Source organism: Nocardioides ungokensis (assembly GCF_013466985.1).
Lineage (GTDB): Bacteria > Actinomycetota > Actinomycetes > Propionibacteriales > Nocardioidaceae > Nocardioides > Nocardioides ungokensis.
Genome location: NZ_CP059164.1, coordinates 1,122,619 through 1,140,857 on the forward strand (window position 1 = coordinate 1,122,619; position 18,239 = coordinate 1,140,857).

At 69.2% G+C, this 18,239-nt stretch carries 14 protein-coding genes and 2 pseudogenes; 7 read left to right on the forward strand and 9 right to left on the reverse strand.

The genetic code is table 11. The annotated features are described in order from the left end of the window. Positions 1-18 precede the first annotated feature (18 nt). Complete coding sequence (trhA, locus tag H0S67_RS05625) at positions 19-741, reverse strand: PAQR family membrane homeostasis protein TrhA (protein WP_180935777.1); 723 nt, start codon at positions 739-741, stop codon at positions 19-21. A gap of 105 nt (positions 742-846) precedes the next feature. Between trhA and H0S67_RS05630 the strand changes: the two genes are divergently transcribed. From H0S67_RS05630 to H0S67_RS05645, 4 genes and pseudogenes are all read left to right on the forward strand, one after another. After that, positions 847-1,623, forward strand: coding sequence for an isoprenyl transferase (locus H0S67_RS05630; protein ID WP_180935778.1), 777 nt, complete (start codon positions 847-849; stop codon positions 1,621-1,623). Between the two features lie 309 nt (positions 1,624-1,932). Continuing rightward, a pseudogene (gene phoH2 / locus H0S67_RS05635) lies at positions 1,933-3,284 on the forward strand (RNA 5'-3' helicase PhoH2). Positions 3,285-3,563: 279 nt separating this feature from the next. Next, the gene (locus H0S67_RS05640) at positions 3,564-4,241 is read left to right on the forward strand and encodes an aggregation-promoting factor C-terminal-like domain-containing protein (RefSeq protein WP_246355163.1); all 678 of its coding nucleotides are present in this window, start codon (positions 3,564-3,566) and stop codon (positions 4,239-4,241) included. Positions 4,242-4,480: 239 nt separating this feature from the next. After that, positions 4,481-5,809 (forward strand): PKD domain-containing protein, encoded by a 1,329-nt coding sequence (locus H0S67_RS05645; RefSeq protein ID WP_180935779.1) that lies wholly within the window; start codon positions 4,481-4,483, stop codon positions 5,807-5,809. Between the two features lie 15 nt (positions 5,810-5,824). On the opposite strand, the gene H0S67_RS05650 is transcribed toward H0S67_RS05645, so the two are convergent. Further along, positions 5,825-7,237: a class II fumarate hydratase gene (locus tag H0S67_RS05650; protein ID WP_281368962.1), complete on the reverse strand. Its 1,413-nt coding sequence runs from the start codon at positions 7,235-7,237 to the stop codon at positions 5,825-5,827. 104 nt (positions 7,238-7,341) lie between these two features. On the opposite strand from H0S67_RS05650, the gene H0S67_RS05655 reads away from it, so the two are divergent. Next, the gene (locus H0S67_RS05655; RefSeq protein ID WP_180935780.1) at positions 7,342-7,926 is read left to right on the forward strand and encodes a hypothetical protein; all 585 of its coding nucleotides are present in this window, start codon (positions 7,342-7,344) and stop codon (positions 7,924-7,926) included. Here H0S67_RS05655 and H0S67_RS05660 read toward each other — a convergent pair. Further along, positions 7,896-8,588, reverse strand: coding sequence for a spermine/spermidine synthase domain-containing protein (locus H0S67_RS05660; protein ID WP_180935781.1), 693 nt, complete (start codon positions 8,586-8,588; stop codon positions 7,896-7,898). The two genes, H0S67_RS05655 and H0S67_RS05660, sit on opposite strands and share 31 nt — an antisense overlap. A 663-nt stretch (positions 8,589-9,251) precedes the next feature. On the opposite strand from H0S67_RS05660, the gene H0S67_RS27835 reads away from it, so the two are divergent. Next, positions 9,252-9,821 carry a DUF559 domain-containing protein gene (locus tag H0S67_RS27835; RefSeq protein ID WP_425489921.1) on the forward strand — a complete coding sequence of 190 codons (570 nt, stop codon included), beginning with the start codon at positions 9,252-9,254 and terminating at the stop codon, positions 9,819-9,821. A 257-nt stretch (positions 9,822-10,078) separates the two neighbouring features. On the opposite strand, the pseudogene H0S67_RS05670 reads toward H0S67_RS27835, so the two are convergent. The 5 genes and pseudogenes from H0S67_RS05670 to H0S67_RS05690 form a co-directional block, all read right to left on the reverse strand. Continuing rightward, positions 10,079-11,293, reverse strand: a pseudogene (locus tag H0S67_RS05670) (fumarate hydratase); the annotation flags it as partial. 261 nt (positions 11,294-11,554) lie between these two features. Continuing rightward, a complete protein-coding gene (locus H0S67_RS05675) occupies positions 11,555-12,760 on the reverse strand; it encodes an ABC transporter ATP-binding protein (protein ID WP_180935783.1) in 1,206 nt (401 codons plus the stop codon). A 4-nt stretch (positions 12,761-12,764) separates the two neighbouring features. Beyond that, positions 12,765-13,631, reverse strand: coding sequence for a carbohydrate ABC transporter permease (locus H0S67_RS05680; protein ID WP_180935784.1), 867 nt, complete (start codon positions 13,629-13,631; stop codon positions 12,765-12,767). Further along, on the reverse strand, positions 13,631-14,590 hold the full coding sequence (locus H0S67_RS05685; RefSeq protein WP_246355164.1) for a carbohydrate ABC transporter permease: 960 nt from the start codon (positions 14,588-14,590) through the stop codon (positions 13,631-13,633). Before H0S67_RS05685 ends, H0S67_RS05680 begins: the two co-directional genes overlap by 1 nt. Beyond that, positions 14,587-15,894, reverse strand: a complete 1,308-nt coding sequence (locus tag H0S67_RS05690; protein WP_180935785.1) for an extracellular solute-binding protein — start codon at positions 15,892-15,894, stop codon at positions 14,587-14,589. Before H0S67_RS05690 ends, H0S67_RS05685 begins: the two co-directional genes overlap by 4 nt. Before the next feature lie 181 nt (positions 15,895-16,075). Between H0S67_RS05690 and H0S67_RS05695 the strand changes: the two genes are divergently transcribed. After that, entirely contained in the window at positions 16,076-17,158 is a 1,083-nt protein-coding gene (locus tag H0S67_RS05695; protein ID WP_180935786.1) for an ABC transporter ATP-binding protein, read from the forward strand. Between the two features lie 106 nt (positions 17,159-17,264). Here the strand turns inward: H0S67_RS05695 and H0S67_RS05700 are convergent, their stop codons facing one another. Continuing rightward, entirely contained in the window at positions 17,265-18,191 is a 927-nt protein-coding gene (locus H0S67_RS05700; RefSeq protein ID WP_180935787.1) for an alpha/beta fold hydrolase, read from the reverse strand. Positions 18,192-18,239 lie beyond the last annotated feature (48 nt).

Genomic DNA, 18,239 nt, shown 5'->3' on the forward strand with positions numbered 1-18,239 from the left:
GCGGTCAGCGCAGGCCAGTCAGGAGCGCAGGGAGTAGACCGCCAGCGAGACGCCGACGTAGTGGGCGACGAACGCCAGGATCGTGAAGCTGTGGAACACCTCGTGGAAGCCGAACCAGCGCGGCCAGGGGTTGGGCCGCTTGAAGCCGTAGACGACCCCACCCATCGTGTAGAGCGCGCCGCCGACGCAGATCATCGTGAAGATCGCGATGCCGACGCCGACGCCGAGCTTGGTGGCGCCGTCGAGGAACGAGGGGATGAAGAAGATCGCTGCCCAGCCCATGGCGATGTAGATCGGCACGTAGAGCCAGCGCGGGGCGTCGGTCCAGAAAACCCGGAACAGCACGCCCAGGACGGCGCCCACCCACACCGTGGAGAGCAGCCACACCCGCTCCTCGCCCTCGAGCAGCAGCAGGCTGAACGGCGTGTAGGAGCCGGCGATGAGCAGGAAGATGTTGGCGTGGTCGAAGCGGCGCAGGAACGCCCAGACCCGCGGCGACCAGGTGCCGGTGTGGTAGATCGCGGAGACCGTGAACAGGATCAACGCCGTGCCGATGAAGGCGATCGACCCGATCCGCGACTTGTCGTCCGGCGAGAGCGCGATCAGCACGATGCCGGCGGCGAGCGTGAGCGGAGCGATGCCCAGGTGCAGCCAGCCTCGCAGCCTCGGCTTCACCTCCTCGAGGGTCTCGCCGAGGTTGTCCAGACCGTGCCGGATAGCCCCGCTCATCGTGTTGCTCATGGTCCGACCGTAGCGGGTCGGGGGGTGAAGAACGGGGGATGCCTCCCCCACATGGGTGAGCGACGGCCGCACACCGGGGGGCCTCGGCGCCGGTAGCATCGAGGCGTGGCGGACTGGAAGCGTGGGCTCAGGAGGGTGCTGTACCCGGCGTACGAGGCACGAATGCTGCGCCGAATGCCCAGTGACCGGCTCCCCAAGCACGTGGGGGTCATGCTGGACGGGAACCGCCGCTGGGCCAAGGCCGTGGGGGCGGACACCGCGCACGGCCACCGGGCCGGGGCTGCGAACATCGAGCCGCTGCTCGGCTGGTGCGAGGAGGCAGGGATCGAGCACGTCACCCTGTGGCTGCTCTCGACCGACAACCTGAACCGGCCGGCCGCCGAGCTGCAGCCGCTGCTCCAGATCATCGAGGAGGCAGTGGCCTCCCTGGCCGACGAGCAGCGCTGGCGGCTGCACCCGGTCGGCGCGCTCGACCTGCTGCCCGCCTCGACCGCCGAGCGGCTCAAGGCCGCCGAGGAGGCGACCCGGGACGTCGAGGGGATCCTGGTCAACGTCGCCGTGGGGTACGGCGGCCGCCGGGAGATCGCCGACGCGGTCCGCTCGCTGCTGCACGAGCAGGCCGGCAAGGGCATGACGCTCGAGGAGCTGGCCGAGGTCATCGACGTCGACCACATCGCCGAGCACCTCTACACCAAGGGCCAGCCCGACCCCGACCTGGTGATCCGCACCTCCGGGGAGCAGCGGCTCGGCGGCTTCCTGCTGTGGCAGAGCACCCACAGCGAGTTCTACTTCTGCGAGGCCTACTGGCCCGACTTCCGGCGCGTGGACTTCCTGCGCGCCATCCGTGCCTACGCCCAGCGGGACCGGCGCTACGGCTCCTAGCGGCGCCCTGGCCGCAGGCCCGACCGGGGCCGCCAGGCGTCATCGGACCGCAACGTCGAGTTCACCCGCGCGTTCGGGCGTGTCGTCGTGCTCGAGTGGGTACGAGGCGTACGTTCGGCATATCGGGGAGTGGGGAAGCTCTCCGTATCGGGAGGCCCGCTCGTGAGCGTTCACGACTGCACCGCAGGACAGGAAGACCCCTGTCGTGCGATCGGAGGCCGGCACTCCGGCCTTCGGGTCCCTCGGTCCACCAGCGTGAACTAGGGCCGGGGCGAGGAGTGCGCGCGCCGTCCCGTGAGGGGTGACATCGTGCCGTCGCAGGCCAAGAAGAACCAGAACACCCAGCGCGCCACCTCCAGCGCACCGTCCGTCCGCACCTACGTGCTCGACACCAGCGTCCTCCTGGCAGACCCCGGGGCCCTGCGCAGGTTCGCCGAGCACGAGGTCGTCCTCCCGGTGGTCGTGATCACCGAGCTGGAGGGCAAGCGGCACCACCCCGAGCTGGGGTTCTTCGCGCGCACCGCCCTGCGGATGCTCGACGAGCTGCGGGTCGTCCACGGCCGGCTCGACGAGCCGGTCCCGGTGGGGGACGAGGGCGGCACGATCCGGGTCGAGCTCAACCACACCGATCCGCTGTCGCTGCCCTCGGGCTTCCGCCTGGGCGACAACGACACCCGGATCCTGGCCGTCGCCCGCAACCTCGCCAACGAGGGACACGACGTCACCCTGGTCTCCAAGGACCTCCCCCTGCGGATCAAGGCCTCGGCGGTCGGGCTCGACGCCGAGGAGTACCGCGCCGAGGCGATCTCCGACTCCGACACCGGCTACTCCGGGATGGCCGAGCTCGACGTGGCGGCCTCCGAGCTGGACGAGCTGTACGACGACGGCACGCTCGACCTGGCGGAGGCGCGCGACCTGCCCTGCCACCAGGGGCTGGTGCTGCTCTCCGAGCGGGGCACGGCCCTGGGCCGTGTGGGCCCGGACAAGCAGGTGCACCTGGTGCGCGGGGACCGCGAGGCGTTCGGCATCCACGGTCGCTCCGCAGAGCAGCGGATCGCCCTCGAGATGCTCCTCGACCCCGAGGTCGGCATCGTGTCGCTGGGCGGCCGCGCCGGCACCGGCAAGAGCGCCATGGCCCTGTGTGCGGGCCTCGAGGCGGTGATGGAGCGGCGCCAGCACAAGAAGGTCGTCGTCTTCCGCCCGCTGTTCGCCGTCGGCGGCCAGGAGCTCGGCTACCTGCCCGGCTCGGAGTCGGAGAAGATGTCCCCTGGGGACAGGCCGTCTTCGACACCCTGGGTGCGATGACGTCCAAGGAGGTCATCGACGAGATCCTGGACCGCGGGATGCTCGAGGTGCTCCCGCTCACCCACATCCGCGGGCGCTCGCTGCACGACGCGTTCGTGATCGTCGACGAGGCCCAGTCGCTGGAGCGCAACGTGCTGCTCACCGTGCTCTCGCGGATCGGGGCCAACTCCAAGGTGGTGCTCACCCACGACGTCGCGCAGCGCGACAACCTGCGGGTGGGCCGCCACGACGGCGTGGTGGCCGTGATCGAGAAGCTCAAGGGTCACCCGCTCTTCGCCCACGTCACGCTGACCCGGTCCGAGCGGTCGCCGATCGCGGCCCTGGTGACCGAGATGCTGGAGCACGTCACGCTGTAGACCTGCGCGTTCGGACTAGCCCGTCCGGGCTGGCACGAATTGGTGGCCCCGCATCGATTTGATGCGGGGCCACTGTGGTTTTTGAGGTTTGTGTGACTCATGTGGCTTATGTGACGAGATCTGGACCACGTTTCCCCCAAAAGTCCCCCCAATTTGGGCCGTTCGGTTTGCCCTCACGTAGCCCGTCGTGCAAGGTGGCTCGTGATCTTCTCGTGACCTTGCGTGGGAAACAGCGTGAGGGCTCGGTCGCAGAGGGTCGCCCCCGAGTTGTCTACCCCCGTGAGATCCCCTGTGCCGAAGCGTGAGAAGTACGTCCCGAAACACCGCCAGGCCCCGTCGACCACGATCGTCAAGGAAGCACCCAAGAAGGCGCTGCGCAACGGCATCGTCTTCTCCTCGGTGGCCGTTGCCGCCACCGGTGTCGCCGTCTCCGGCGGCATGCTGTCGACCCCGTCCAGCGTGACCAACGCTGCCGCGGACCTCGGCAAGACGGTGACGCCCACCCCGAAGCCGCTGACCGCCAGCCAGGTCGCGGACCGCAGCCGCGAGGTCACCTCGCGATCGGCGGACCGCCGGCAGGCCACCGACCCGGTCAAGCAGGCCGCCCTCTCCACCGGTGAGAGCCCGGCGATCACCCGTCACGAGAACATCGCGAGCCAGGACCCCCGCGACATCGCGCGGGCCCTCCTGCCGCAGTTCGGGTTCTCCTCCGACCAGTTCAGCTGCCTCGACAGCCTCTGGATCGGTGAGAGCGGCTGGCGCGTCGACGCCGACAACCCGACCTCGTCCGCGTACGGCATCCCGCAGGCGCTGCCCGGCTCCAAGATGGCCTCCGCCGGGCCGGACTGGGAGACGAACCCCGCCACCCAGATCAAGTGGGGCCTCGGCTACATCCGCGACAGCTACGGCTCGCCCTGCGGCGCGCTGGCCTTCAAGGAGAGCCACAACTGGTACTGAGCCGGCGGTCCTCCGCGCCGGCCCGGTCTGCAGCTCCTCCTCCGTCCGACCTCCCGACATGGCCCGCACGGGTCATCCCAAGTGGCACGTTCGGGTGGCGGCAGGCCGCCGGGCGTACCGAATCTCGGTCAGACGAGCCATCAACCCCCAAAGGACGCACACGGCTGCTCCGTGGTCCGTACGGTCACTGACAGGACGCTCGGGGTCCTCGAATCGTGATCGATGACCCTGGGGGGAACATGTCCACGTCCGTCCTGCGCGCACAGTCGCGCCGCGTCGCCCTGTCGGCGGCGCTCATCCTGACCGCGGTGGCCGCCTTCAGTGGCCCCTCCGCCGAGGCGAAGCCACCGGCGCGCCCGGGCAAGGTCAGCAAGCTCGCCGTCGGTGCGGTCACCAAGCCGGCGACCGCCTACCTGCTGCCGGCGTCATGGAACGCCGGCACCGGCGCCACGTCGTACCGCGTCAAGGCCACCGACCAGACCGGCTCGGTCCTGGACAGTGACACGGTGACCGACACGTCGTGGCAGGCCACCGTCGTGAGCACTGCAGGCAGGACGGTGCGCATCACCGTGACGCCGTACAACAACAACCGCCGCGGCCAGAGCAGCTCGGTGGACAAGGTCATGCCGGACCTGACCGCGCCGACGGGCTCCTTCGGCCTGGCGCAGGTGGGACGGAACGTGACGGTCACCCAGACGGCGCTGTCCGACGACGCGAGCCCGGCCAGCAACATCACGCGGGTCGTGGACTGGAAGGACGGCACGCCGGCGGAGACCTGGCCCTCGGGCGGGACCCAGATCGGCCACACCTACCCGCTCACCGGGTTGTGGCACCCGACCGTGACGCTCACCGACGCCGTCGGCAACTCGGTGGTCCTGCCGCTCGGGGCAGCCGTCACGGGTGACACCGCCCCGCCCACGGGGGCCTTCACCGCCGGTCCGGGCAGCGCCTGGGCGTCGTACTCCACCGTCGCGCTCACCCAGGAGGCCATCTCCGACGGCGACTTCAGTGCGGCCGCCGACATCAAGCGCACCGTCGACTGGGGCGACGGCAGCGCCGCCGCGACGTGGGCGACCGGCACCGCGGCTGAGCACGTGTACACCGCGGCCGGCAGCTACACCCCGAAGGTCGAGCTGACCGACGAGGCCGGCAACAGCGCGACGTACGACGCCTCGGTGGTGACCGTGACGCTCGACAGCGTGGCGCCCACCGTCACCCTGAAGGCCCCGCGGTACGCCAGGTCGGTCCGGTCCTCGCGCACCCTCAAGGGCAGTGCGACGGACGCCGAGACCGGTGTGGCCGGCGTCCGGGTGAAGGCGGTCGAGAAGCGGGGGACGCGCTGGTACGGCTACCGGCCGGCCACCGGGACCTGGGTGAAGGCCGCGAGCAAGAAGGCTGCGTGGCGGCAGGCACGCGCCGCCGCGGTGACGCCGACCGCGACCGGCACCTGGTCGAGCCCGCTGCGGCACCTGGCGAAGGGCCAGCTGCTCGTGAAGTCGAACGGCCGGGACCTGGTGGGCAACACCTCGACCTGGGTCCTCACCAGCCGGAAGCTGACGCGTTCCTGAGGTCCGCGCGCGAGATCACGGGTGGGTCATGCTGTCGAGGTCCAGCGCCTCGTCGAGCTGCTCCTCCGTGATCTCGCCGCGCTCCACGAACCCGAGCTTCAGCACCGTCTCGCGGATCGTCTCCCCGTCGGCCAGCGCCTGCTTGGCGATCTTCGCGGCGTTCTCGTAGCCGACGTACTTGTTGAGCGGGGTCACCACCGACGGCGAGGACGCGGCGTACTGCCGCATCCGCTCGGCGTCGGCGGTGATCCCGTCGACGCACCGCTCGGCGAGCAGGGTCGAGGAGGTGGAGAGCAGCCGGATCGACTCCAGCACGTTGCGGGCGATGACCGGCATGGCGACGTTGAGCTCGAAGCTGCCGCTCGCGCCGGCGACGGTCACGGCGGTGTCGTTGCCGATGACCTGGGTGCAGACCATCAGGGTCGCCTCGGGCAGGACCGGGTTGACCTTGCCGGGCATGATGCTCGACCCCGGCTGGAGGTCGGGCAGGTGGATCTCGGCCAGCCCGGTCGTGGGGCCCGAGGACATCCAGCGCAGGTCGTTGCAGATCTTGGTCAGGCCGACCGCGATGGTCCGCAGGACCCCGCTGAGCTCGACGAGGGAGTCGCGGGTGCCCTGCGCCTCGAAGTGGTCGCGCGCCTCGGTGAACTCCTGGCCGGTCGTCTCGGCCAGCACCTCGATGACCCTGGCGGAGAACCCGCGCGGGGTGTTGATGCCGGTGCCCACGGCGGTCCCGCCGAGGGGCAGCTCGCGGACCCGGGGGAGCACGCCGTCCAGCCGCTCGGCGGCGTACCTCATCGTCGCGGCGTAGCCGCCGAGCTCCTGCCCGAGCATCACCGGGGTGGCGTCCATCAGGTGGGTGCGCCCGGACTTCACCAGGCCGGCGAACTCCTCGGCCTTCGCGGCCAGGCTCCGCTCGAGCCGCGCCAGGGCGGGCAGCAGGTCCTCGACCACCGCGAGCGTGGCCGCCACGTGGATCGAGGTCGGGAAGGTGTCGTTGCTCGACTGGCTGGCGTTGACGTGGTCGTTGGGGTGCACGTCGACCCCGGCGCGCCCGGCCAGGCTGGCGAGCACCTCGTTCATGTTCATGTTGGAGCTGGTGCCGGAGCCCGTCTGGAAGACGTCGAGGGGGAAGTGCGCGTCGAGGTCGCCGGTGCGCACCTGCTCGGCAGCCCGCACGATCGCCTCCGCCCGCTCCTCGTCGAGGACCCCCAGCTCACTGTTGACCCGGGCCGCGCACGCCTTGACCAGCGCCAGCGCGGCGATGTGCCGCGACTCGAGCGTCATCCCGCTGATCGGGAAGTTCTCCACCGCCCGCTGGGTCTGCGCCCGCCACAGCGCGTCCTTCGGCACCCGCACCTCGCCCATCGAGTCGTGCTCGATGCGGTATCCACCCTCGTCGTGGCTGCTGTCGTCAGGAGTGCTCACGCATCTGAACGTACCCGTCCGAAGTGCGGTCAGTACTGCTCGTGCCGAGTCCCTCCACGGGTCCGGCCGACCGCTGGAGCACCGCTGGTCCGTACGATGCGCCCATGCCGTGGCACGACAATCTGAGCACGCCCGGGCTGTTGCTGCTCATCGTCACCGTGCTGATCGGTGGCTCGCTGCTGGCCGCGGTCATCGGCGCGGTGCTGGTGAGGCTGGGGATGCGGCGGCCCTGGGTGGTCCATCAAGCGAGCCTGCTGGCGGTGCGGCTGCTCGAGCTGCTCAAGCGGCCGCTGACGATCATCGTGCTGGACGAGGTCTCGGCGGTCATCCGCACCGGTCACTACACGAAGAACATCTCCGATGCGCTGCTGGAGAACCACGACGAGCTGAAGACGATGGTCGCCGAGAAGGTGCGGGCCGACCCGAACGTCCGGCTCGTCTCCCGCCTGCCCGGCTACGACACCGCGGTCTCCGAGATCTCTGAGACGGTGCTCCGGGTCATCGTCGAGATGCTCAGCGACCCGCGGACCGACGAGCTGGTCTCGGACCTGCTGCGCAACAACCTCGAGCAGATACGCCAGGCGGTCCGGAACCGCGACCACGAGGACCGCGCCTCGATGCGGCCGGCCGACCCGGTCCCGCCCTCAGCGCCGGTCGCTCACGCCGACGGAGGCACCCGGGCGACGTAGAGCCAGTACTGCTCGTCGCGGTCCTGCAGCAGCACGTCGTACGGGCGCGCCTCGGCCTCGTCGAAGACCTCGCGCAGTGCGTCCTCGAGCTCGGGCGCCGGGTTGGCGGACCAGACCACCAGCACGCCCCCCGGCCGCAGGGCCTCGCGGGCCCCGGCGAGGAACGGCGCGCGGTAGAGGTCGGCGTTCTCGGTGTGGACGAGGTAGCCGGGGCCGTTGTCGACGTCGAGCAGCAGCAGGTCGTACGACGCGGGCCGCGCCTCGGCCAGCGCGACGGCCACGTCGGCCACGACCACGGACACCCGCTCGTCGGCCAGCAGCGCCGGGCCGTGCGGGATCGTGCCGCCGCGCATCCAGTCGACCAGCGCCTGCTCGATCTCGACGACCGCGCACTTCTGGACCCGGGAGTCGGCCAGCACCTCGTGCATCGTGTAGCCGAGGCCCAGCCCCGCCACCACCACGGCCGCCGGGTCGTCCACCAGCTCGAGAGCGGCCGAGGCGAGCGCGCGCTCGGTGCTGGTCTCGAGGGTGTCCATGACGAAGACCCCGTTGGCCCGGAGCTCGAGCACGCTCGGTGCGCCGTCACCGCGGCGCTCGCGCAGCACGAGCTCCCCGCGCTCGGACTCGGCGCGCGCGATCTCGACGTACTGCGTGGACTCCATGCGCCCATCCTCGGGTCCGGGGGCAACGTCATGCGAATCGCGGCCCAGGGGCCACGATTCGCATGACGTTGGCAGGAGGTCGCGCCCGTCGAACGTCCACAGGCAACCACCCCGAACGCCTCCTCCACAGCCACCAGTGGAGTCGGCTCGCGGGATCCGCAGTGGCGGCACGCTGCCCGCATGGCAGGAGACACCGTCGAACCGCTGCAGACGGTCAGTGAGCTCGCCGCCGAGCAGGGCGGTGTCGTGTCGCGCCGACAGCTGTATGCCGCCGGCGTGACCCGGTGGCAGGTCGTGGCGAACGTCCGCGCCCGACGATGGCAGACCGTGGGTGACCAGAGCGTGTGCGTGCACTGCGGCCCGCTCGAGGATCACGGGCACTGGTGGGCTGCCGTCTTCCAGGGCGGGCCGAGTGCCTGCCTGGACGGAGCCGCGGCGCTGGCTGCCGGCGGCCTCAAGCGCTTCACCGTGGATCGCATCCGGGTCTCGGTGCCGCGTGGGGCCCGAGTCCGACGCACCACGCTCTACGACATCCGGCAGACGAGACGGTGGAGCAAGGACGACATGGTGCTCGGTGGTGTCCCGCGCACGAAGCCGGCCGTGGCCGCCGTTCGGGCTGCGCTCTGGGCTCGCTCGGACAGGCAGGCGGCGCTCGTGCTGAGCATGGCGGTCCAGCAGGGACTCGCCACCCCGCAGGCAATCGGGCAGGAGCTGCTGCGGATCAGGCGGGACAAGAGGCGCGGGCTCCTGCACGCGTTGGTCAACGACCTGCTCGATGGTGCCCGTTCCCTGGGCGAGCTGGATGTCGTCGCGGAGCTGAGACGTCGTGGGCTGCCGCCCCCTGACCGTCAGGTCCTCCGGCGAGACGCGAAGAACCGGTACTTCCTCGACCTGTACTGGCACCACTGGAAGCTCGTCGTGGAGATCGACGGGATCCACCACGCCTGGGCGGAGAACGTCGTCGGTGACGCCTTGCGGCAGAACTCGATCTCCCTCGCCGGCGACACGGTTCTCCGACTGCCCCTCCTGGGACTTCGGCTGTGCCCCGACGAGTTCTTCGCGCAGATCGAGCGGGGACTGGCCCTGGCCGGTACCGCCGTGAAGCGGCCTGAACCGTCCGGGACGTCATGCGAATCGTGGCCCAGAGGCCACGATTCGCATGACGTTGGCAGCCGAGCGTTCCCCCGGGCTACTCCGCGGAGCGGACCCGAAGGCCGGAGATGGGGACGGTGACGGCGCCGGAGGGGTCGGTGAAGAAGTCGTTGCCCTTGTCGTCGACGACGATGAAGGCGGGGAAGTCCTCGACCTCGATCTTCCAGACCGCCTCCATGCCGAGCTCCTCGTACTCCAGCACCGACACCGACTTGATGCAGTCCTGGGCGAGGCGGGCGGCGGGGCCGCCGATCGAGCCGAGGTAGAAGCCGCCGTGGCTGGCAGGCCTCGGTGACGACCTTGGAGCGGTTGCCCTTGGCCAGCATCACCATCGACCCGCCGGCGGCCTGGAACTGCTCGACGTAGGAGTCCATCCGTCCCGCGGTCGTCGGGCCGAAGGAGCCGGACGCGTAGCCCTCCGGCGTCTTGGCCGGGCCGGCGTAGTAGACCGCGTGGTCCTTCAGGTACTGCGGCATCTCCTCACCCGCGTCGAGGCGCTCCTTGATCTTCGCGTGCGCGATGTCGCGGGCGACGACGAGCGGGCCGGTGAGCGAGAGCCGCGTCTTGACGGAGTACGACGACAGCGTCGACAGGATCTCCGACATCGGCCGGTTCAGGTCGATCTTCACCACGTCGTCGTCGAGGTGCTCGTCGGTGGTGTCGGGCAGGTACTTCGCCGGGTCGGTCTCGAGCTGCTCGAGGAAGATGCCCTCGGGCGTGATCTTGCCGAGCGCCTGCCGGTCGGCGGAGCACGAGACCGCGATCGCGACCGGGCACGAGGCGCCGTGGCGGGGGAGGCGGACCACGCGCACGTCGTGGCAGAAGTACTTACCCCCGAACTGCGCGCCGATCCCGAAGGACTGGGTCAGCTTGAAGACCTCCTCCTCGAGCTCGAGGTCACGGAAGCCGTGGGCCGACATCGATCCCTCGGTCGGCAGGTTGTCCAGGTAGTGCGCCGACGCGTACTTGGCCGTCTTGAGCGCGAACTCCGCCGAGGTGCCGCCGATGACGACCGCCAGGTGGTACGGCGGGCAGGCGGCCGTGCCGAGCGAGCGGATCTTCTCGTCGAGGAAGCTCAGCATCCGCGTCGGGTTGAGGATGGCCTTGGTCTCCTGGAACAGGAACGACTTGTTGGCCGAGCCGCCGCCCTTGGCCATGAAGAGGAACTTGTACTCCGGCTTGCCGTCCTTCGACGGCGTGGAGTAGATCTCGATCTGCGCCGGCAGGTTGGTGCCGGTGTTCTTCTCGTCGTACGTCGTCAGCGGCGCCAGCTGGGAGTAGCGCAGGTTCAGCTTGGTGTAGGCGTCGTAGACCCCGCGCGAGATCGCCTCGCCGTCGTCGATGCCGGTGATGACCCCCTCGGACTTCTTCCCCATTACGATCGCGGTGCCGGTGTCCTGGCACATCGGCAGCACGCCGCCGGCGGAGATGTTGACGTTCTTGAGCAGGTCCAGCGCCACGAAGCGGTCGTTGCCCGACGACTCCGGGTCGTCGATGATCCTGCGGAGCTGCGCGAGGTGGGCGGGCCGCAGGTAGTGGGCGATGTCGTGCATCGCCTCGGCGGTCAGCCGCTGGATCGCCTCCGGCGCGACCTTCAGGAAGGTCTGCCCGTCGACCTCGACGGTCGAGACGCCTTCGGTCGTGACCAGGCGGTACGGCGTGTCGTCCGTTCCGGTCGGGAGGAGGTCGGAGTAGCGGAACTGCGGATCGTTGCTCACGGAACGCCAGATTAGTCCAGCACCGGGACACTCACGGCCGCGGTCCGCCCGATGCCCGGCGCGAGCCGTGGGGGCTCGCGCCGGGCAGGGTGTGGCTCAGACGGCTGCGGTCTCCTCCGCGATGTCGGGGACCCGCCCGGCGTGCTCGCGGTCGATGGTGAGGTTCTCACCCGTCGCCGGGTCGAAGAGGTGCATCTTGGCGGCGTTGATCCAGATCTCCGCCTCGTCGCCCTCCTTGATCCGGCTCGCCCCGTCGAGCGAGACCACCAGCTGGGTCCGCAGCGACTCGCCGTCGAGGTCCCGTTCCAGCTGCTGGAGCTGCTTCTGGACCTCCGGCGGGGCCTCGAACGGGATGTAGGCGTAGGCCTCGTTGCCCAGCCACTCGACCACGTCGACCCTGGCGCGGAAGGTGTCGCCGCCGCGGTCCCCGGTCATCACCGAGGCGTCCTCGAAGTGCTCCGGGCGGATGCCGGCCATGAGCAGGCCACGGCCGGCGGCGTTCTCGGCCTTGTCGGCCGGGATCTGCACGTCGCCGAAGGGCAGCTTGGCCGTGGTGCCCTCGACCGTCACCGGCATGAAGTTCATCGGAGGGGAGCCGATGAAGCCCGCGACGAAGAGGTTGCCAGGGTTCTCGTAGAGCTCCCGCGGCGTGGCCAGCTGCTGCAGCAGGCCCCTCTTGAGCACCGCGACGCGGTCGCCCAGCGTCATCGCCTCGGTCTGGTCGTGGGTGACGTAGACCGTGGTGATGCCGAGCCGCTTCTGCAGTCGGGCGATCTCGGTGCGCATCTGACCGCGGAGCTTCGCGTCGAGGTTGGAGAGCGGCTCGTCGAAGAGGAACGCGTCAGCGTCGCGCACGATCGCCCGGCCCATGGCCACCCGCTGGCGCTGGCCGCCCGACAGGTTGCCCGGCTTGCGCTCGAGGTGCTCGTCCAGCTCCAGCGTCTTGCTGGCCGCGCGGACCTTCTCATCGACCTCCTTGTCGGGCACCTTGGCCAGCCGCAGCGGGAACGCGATGTTCTCGTAGACGGTCAGGTGGGGGTAGAGCGCGTAGTTCTGGAACACCATCGCGAGGTTGCGGTCGCGTGGGGCCAGGTCGTTGACGCGCTTGCCGTCGATGAGCATCTCGCCCGAGGTGATGTCCTCGAGTCCGACGATCATCCGGAGCAGCGTGGACTTCCCACAGCCGGACGGCCCGACGAGGATCATGAACTCCCCGTCCTTCACGTCGATGCTGACGTTGTTCACGGCGGGAAAGCCGTCGCCGTACTTCTTGACGATGTTCTGCATGTCGATGACAGCCATGACCTCAACCCTTCACTGCGCCGGACGTGAGGCCGGCGACGATCTTTCGCTGGAACAGCAGGACGATGATGATGATGGGAATAGTGACGACGACCGAGGCGGTGGCCAGCAGCCCGTACGGCGGGTTGAACGGGTCGGGTCCCACGAAGAACGACAGCTGCGCAGGCACCGTCCGGGAGGCGGTCGTGGACGTCAGCGAGAGTGCCAGCACGAACTCGTTCCACGCGAAGAAGAAGGTCAGGATCGCGGCCGTGAACACTCCGGGCGCGGCCAGCGGCACGATCACCTTCCGGAACGCCTGCCAAGAGGTCGCCCCGTCCACCTGTGCTGCCTGCTCCATCTCCCACGGGATCTCGCGGAAGAAGGCCGAGAGCGTCCAGATCGCCAGCGGCAGCGTGAACGACATGTAGGGGATGATCAGCCCCGGCCAGGTGTTGAACAGGTGCAGCGTCCGCCACAGGTCGAACAGCGGCCCGACCAGCGCCACCACCGGGAACATCGCGATCGCCAGCGCAAGCGAGAGCACGAATCGCTTGCCCCTGAAGTCCAGGCGGGCGATCGCGTAGGCGGCCAGTGTCGCGAAGATCACCGACAGGAAGGTGGAGATCGCCGCGATCCCGAAGGAGTTGCGCAGGGCGGCGAGGAAGTCGTTGTTGGTGTTCTCCTGGCCCGGGGTGACGCTCCCGAAGCCGAGCACGTCGCGGTAGTTCTGGATGGTCCAGTGCTGTGGCAGGAAGTGCGGACTGCCGGCGGCAGTCTCGCCAGGACCCTTGAAGGACAGCGACATGATCCACACCACCGGGAGCAGGCACCAGACCAGGATGATGATGAAGCCCACCCAGGTGGCGATCTTGTTCCGACGCTCGTTCATCAGGACTCACCCCTCGCCTGGGCCAGGTCGACCCGGAACAGCTTGACGATCAGCCAGGCCAGCAGGAGCACGGTCAGGAACAGCAGCACCGAGAGTGCCGAACCGAGGCCGAGCTGGAACTGGTTGATGACCTGCCGGTAGGTCAGGAACGAGGAGGACTCGGTGTCCTGCGCGCCCCGCGTCATCACGAAGATGTTGTCGAAGATCCGGAAGGCGTCGAGCGCCCGGAACAGCACGGCCACCATGATCGCGGCCCGCATGTTCGGCAGGACCACCTTCCACAGGCGCTGCCACCAGGTGGCGCCGTCGACCCGGGCCGCCTCGATCATGTCCTCGGAGATCTGCGCGAGACCGGCGAGGAGCAGGAGCGACATGAACGGGGTCGTCTTCCAGATCTCGGAGACCATGATCGCGAACATCGCCGGCCAGTGGGAGCCGAACCAGTTGGTGTCCGCCGAGACCCACGGCAGCCACGAGAACCACGAGTTGACGTACCCGTTGTTGATGCTGAACGCGAACTGCCAGGAGTACGCCGAGACCACCGTGATGATGCCGTAGGGGATCAGGATCGAGGTCCTGATCGCCCCGCGGGCGAAGACGATGCGGTGCATCACCATGGCGAAGGCGAACCCGATGACCAGCTCCACAGCCACGGTCACCACCATGATGATCACCGTGTTGACGGTGTCCTTCCAGAACAGGCTGTCACCCAGCACCGTGCCGTAGTTGCTGAACCAGATGAACTCCTTGTCGTTCGGCGTGGTCAGCCGGTACCGGAACATCGAGAGGTAGAGCGCCTGGAGCATCGGCCAGGCGGTCACCAGCAGCATCACGATGACTGCAGGAGCGACGAGCTTCTGGCCCAGTCGGTTCTCGGCCGAGCTTCGGTCGCTCATCGGCTTGCGGCCCGTGTGCCCGCCTGCCTTGGGCGTGGCGACGGTCGCCGTCGAGGTGGTCACAGCAGGCTCCTTCCGTGGAGGACGTTGTCGATGAACGTCTGTGATGTGGCCGGTGTCGACGAGCTCACACCCGACGGTGGGTGCCACGTGGACTGGAGGCCGCCGGAGATATCGCTCCAGTACGGCGTCCTGGTGCGGGGCGCTGCCTCGTCGAGGCTCTGCTGGAAGAGCTTCAGCAGGGGTGCGGGGTAGATCTTCTGGAGGGCATTGCCGTTGGCCTCATAGCCGGCCTGGCTGGCGGGCATGTTGCCGGTGATCTCGGCGTTGACCTCCTGGTTCTCGGGGCTGGTGAGGCACTCGACGGCCTTCATGGCCTGGTCCACGTGGTTGGAGTAGGCGCTCACGCCGAGCCCGATCCCGCCGTACGGCGGTCGCGAGGGCTCGCCCTGGACGGTCTCCGGGTAGCGCGTGTAGCCGATGTCCTTGTTGAAGCCCGGGTCGGTCGCCTCGTAGTTGTTGTAGATGTAGGTCCAGTTGACCATGAACGAGCCCTGCGGGGTGGCGAAGGTGGTGCCTGCCTGGCCCTCCTGGGCGACCGACATGTCCGCGGGCGCGGCGGAGGAGTGGGCGAGCTTCTCGATGACCGCCGCGGCCTTCTCGCCTGCCGGGGAGTTGATCTCGAGCTTCATGTCGAGGCCCTTGGTGGTGTCGGTCGCTATCTCACCCCCGGCGCCGGAGATCAACGCGTTGATCCACACGACGTAGCCCTCGTACTTGTTGGACTGGACGGCGACCTTGCCGCCGTTTGCCGCCGCGGCGTTGATGATCTGGTCCCAGGTGACCGGCTTGCTCATGTCGATGCCGGCCTTCTGCACGAAGGACTTCCGGTACCAGAGCACCTGGGTGTTGGACCAGAACGGCGCCACCACCATCTTGCCGTCCCACGTCGCCGCGTCCGTCGCGCTCTTGAACGACTGCTGGCTCAGCTTGTCCTGCAGGCTCTGCGGAAGTGGAGCCAGGAAGCCGGCGTTCGAGAACTCCGCGGTGAACGGGGGGTCGATGCTCATGATGTCGATGCCCGAGTCCTGCGCGGCTAGCCGTCGGGCCAGCTGGATGCGCTGCTCGTTGGCGTCCTGCGGGAGCACTTGGGTGGTGATCGTGTACTGGTCGGTGCTGCAGTTGGCGGCGACCTTGGCCTGGCCGCCGGAGTCCGGGTTGATGTACCAGACGAGCTGGGTCTTGCCCGAGCCACTGCTGGAACAGGCGGCTAGGAGGCCCGAGATCGTGACCAGGCATGCTGCTGCGGCGAGGCCCCGGCGGCGGTGCCGTCGCGACCTCCTCCCGGTGTTCGGCGGATGCTTCATACGCCCTCCCTGTATGTGGTCTACGTCACTCCTAGTCCGAGGGTAGGGCCTTTGTCCACTGGTGGAGGGTTGCGATCCGGCTTCGACCGCCGTCCCGGACGGGAGAGGCGGCCGCTAGGGTGACGGCCGTCACTTCACTACGGATCGTCCGGCACGTACCTGCCGGTGAAGGAGCTCAACCATGGCAACAGTCACCTTCGAGAACGCCCAGCGCTGGTATCCCGGGGCCGATGTCCCCGCGGTGCCGGGTCTCGACCTCGAGATCCGCGACGGAGAGTTCATGGTCCTCGTGGGACCCTCCGGCTGCGGCAAGTCCACGTCCCTGCGCATGCTCGCGGGCCTGGAGGAGGTCAACGCCGGCAAGATCTACATCGGCGACCGCGAGGTCACGCACACCGCACCCAAGGACCGCGACATCGCGATGGTCTTCCAGAACTACGCGCTCTACCCGCACATGAGCGTGGCCGAGAACATGGCGTTCGCCCTGAAGATGGCCAAGGTGCCCGCCGACGAGCGGCAGAAGCGGGTCGAGGAGGCCGCCCAGATCCTCGGCCTGACGGAGTACCTCGAGCGCAAGCCCAAGGCGCTGTCGGGTGGCCAGCGGCAGCGCGTGGCGATGGGCCGCGCGATCGTGCGCAACCCGCAGGTCTTCTGCATGGACGAGCCGCTGTCGAACCTCGACGCCAAGATGCGCGTGCAGACCCGCACCGACATCGCCAAGCTCCAGTCAGACCTCGGCGTCACCACCGTCTACGTCACCCACGACCAGGTCGAGGCGATGACGATGGGCGACCGGGTCGCGGTGATGAAGCTCGGCGAGCTGCAGCAGGTCGACACCCCGCTGAACCTCTACGACAAGCCGGTCAACCTGTTCGTCGCCGGCTTCATCGGCTCCCCGCAGATGAACCTGCTCGAGGCCACCGCGGTCGACGGCCAGGCCAAGATCGGCGACTACCTCGTCCCGGTCGACCCGACCGCCTCGAGGAAGATGCGGGGCAACATCACCGTCGGCGTCCGGCCCGAGGCCTGGCGGATGGTCGGCGAGAACGACGGCGGCCTCCCCGTGCGGGTGACCGTCGTCGAGGAGCTCGGCGCGGACGCGTTCGTCTACGGCACGAGCGGTGTGGAGGGCACGCCCAACAACATCATCGTCCGGGTCAGCGCCCGCGACTCGGTGCGCAAGGGCGAGACCATCCACGTGACGACGGACCCGCGCAACGTGCACGTGTTCGACACCGACACGGGTGAGCGCCTCAGCGACTGACATCCGTTGAGTTGGGCCTCGTTCGGCCTCGAGTCGGGCCTCGTTCCTCCGGTCAGGGGGAGCGGGGCCCGATTCATGCCCGACTCACATCCGAAGACGGCCCAGCTCAACGGGGGGTGCGGTCGGCGGTCCGCCGGATCGCCAGCGTGAAGGTCTCGTACAGCTCCCGGGGGAGGTCGTGGCCCATGCCGTCGATCAGCAGCAGCTCGGCGCCGGGGATAGCGGCGGCGGTGGCCCGGCCACCGGACACGTGCACCATCTTGTCCGCCAGGCCGTGGACCACCAGGGCCGGGACCCGCAGGCTGCGCAGCGCCTGGCTGCGGTTGGGCTGGGTCAGGATCGCCAGCATCTGGCGCATCACCCCGGACGCGCTCACCCCGCGGTCGTAGGTCTCCACGGCCTCCCGCTCGACCTCCTCGCGCGTCTGGGGGTAGGCCGGGGAGCCGATCAGGCGCCACATGGTGGTGCTGGCCTTGACGTACGCCTCGCGCCCGACGCCGCGCGAGGCGATCATGGCGGGCATCACGGCGGGGTGCTGCCAGCCCACGGTGCGCTTGCCGGTCGTCGACATGATGCTGGTCAGCGAGCGGACCCGCGCGGGCCGGGAGATCGCCATCGTCTGCACGATCATGCCGCCCATCGAGACGCCGACGACGTGGGCGGACTCGATGCCGAGGTGGTCGAGGAGGCCGAAGGCGTCACCGGCGAGGTCGGCCATGCGGTACGGCACGCGCACCCGGCCGCCCGCGAAGGCCCGGACGAGGGTCGACCGCTTGACCCGGCCCGGAGCCCGGCTGGAGCGCCCGGTGTCGCGGTTGTCGTAGCGGATGACGTAGAACCCGCTCGCCGCCAGCATCCGGCACAGGTCGGGGTCCCACCAGATCATGGGGCCGCCGAGCCCCATCACCAGGAGCAGCGGCTCGTCGTCGGGGTCGCCGAAGGTCTGGTAGCACAGCTCGATGCCGGGGGAGACCGGGGCGAACAGCTCCCCGGACACCACGACGTCGGGTTTCGGGTGCGTGCTGGACGACATGGCCACAGTCAACATCACCGCTCAATGAAGATCACCGCACAATCTCGG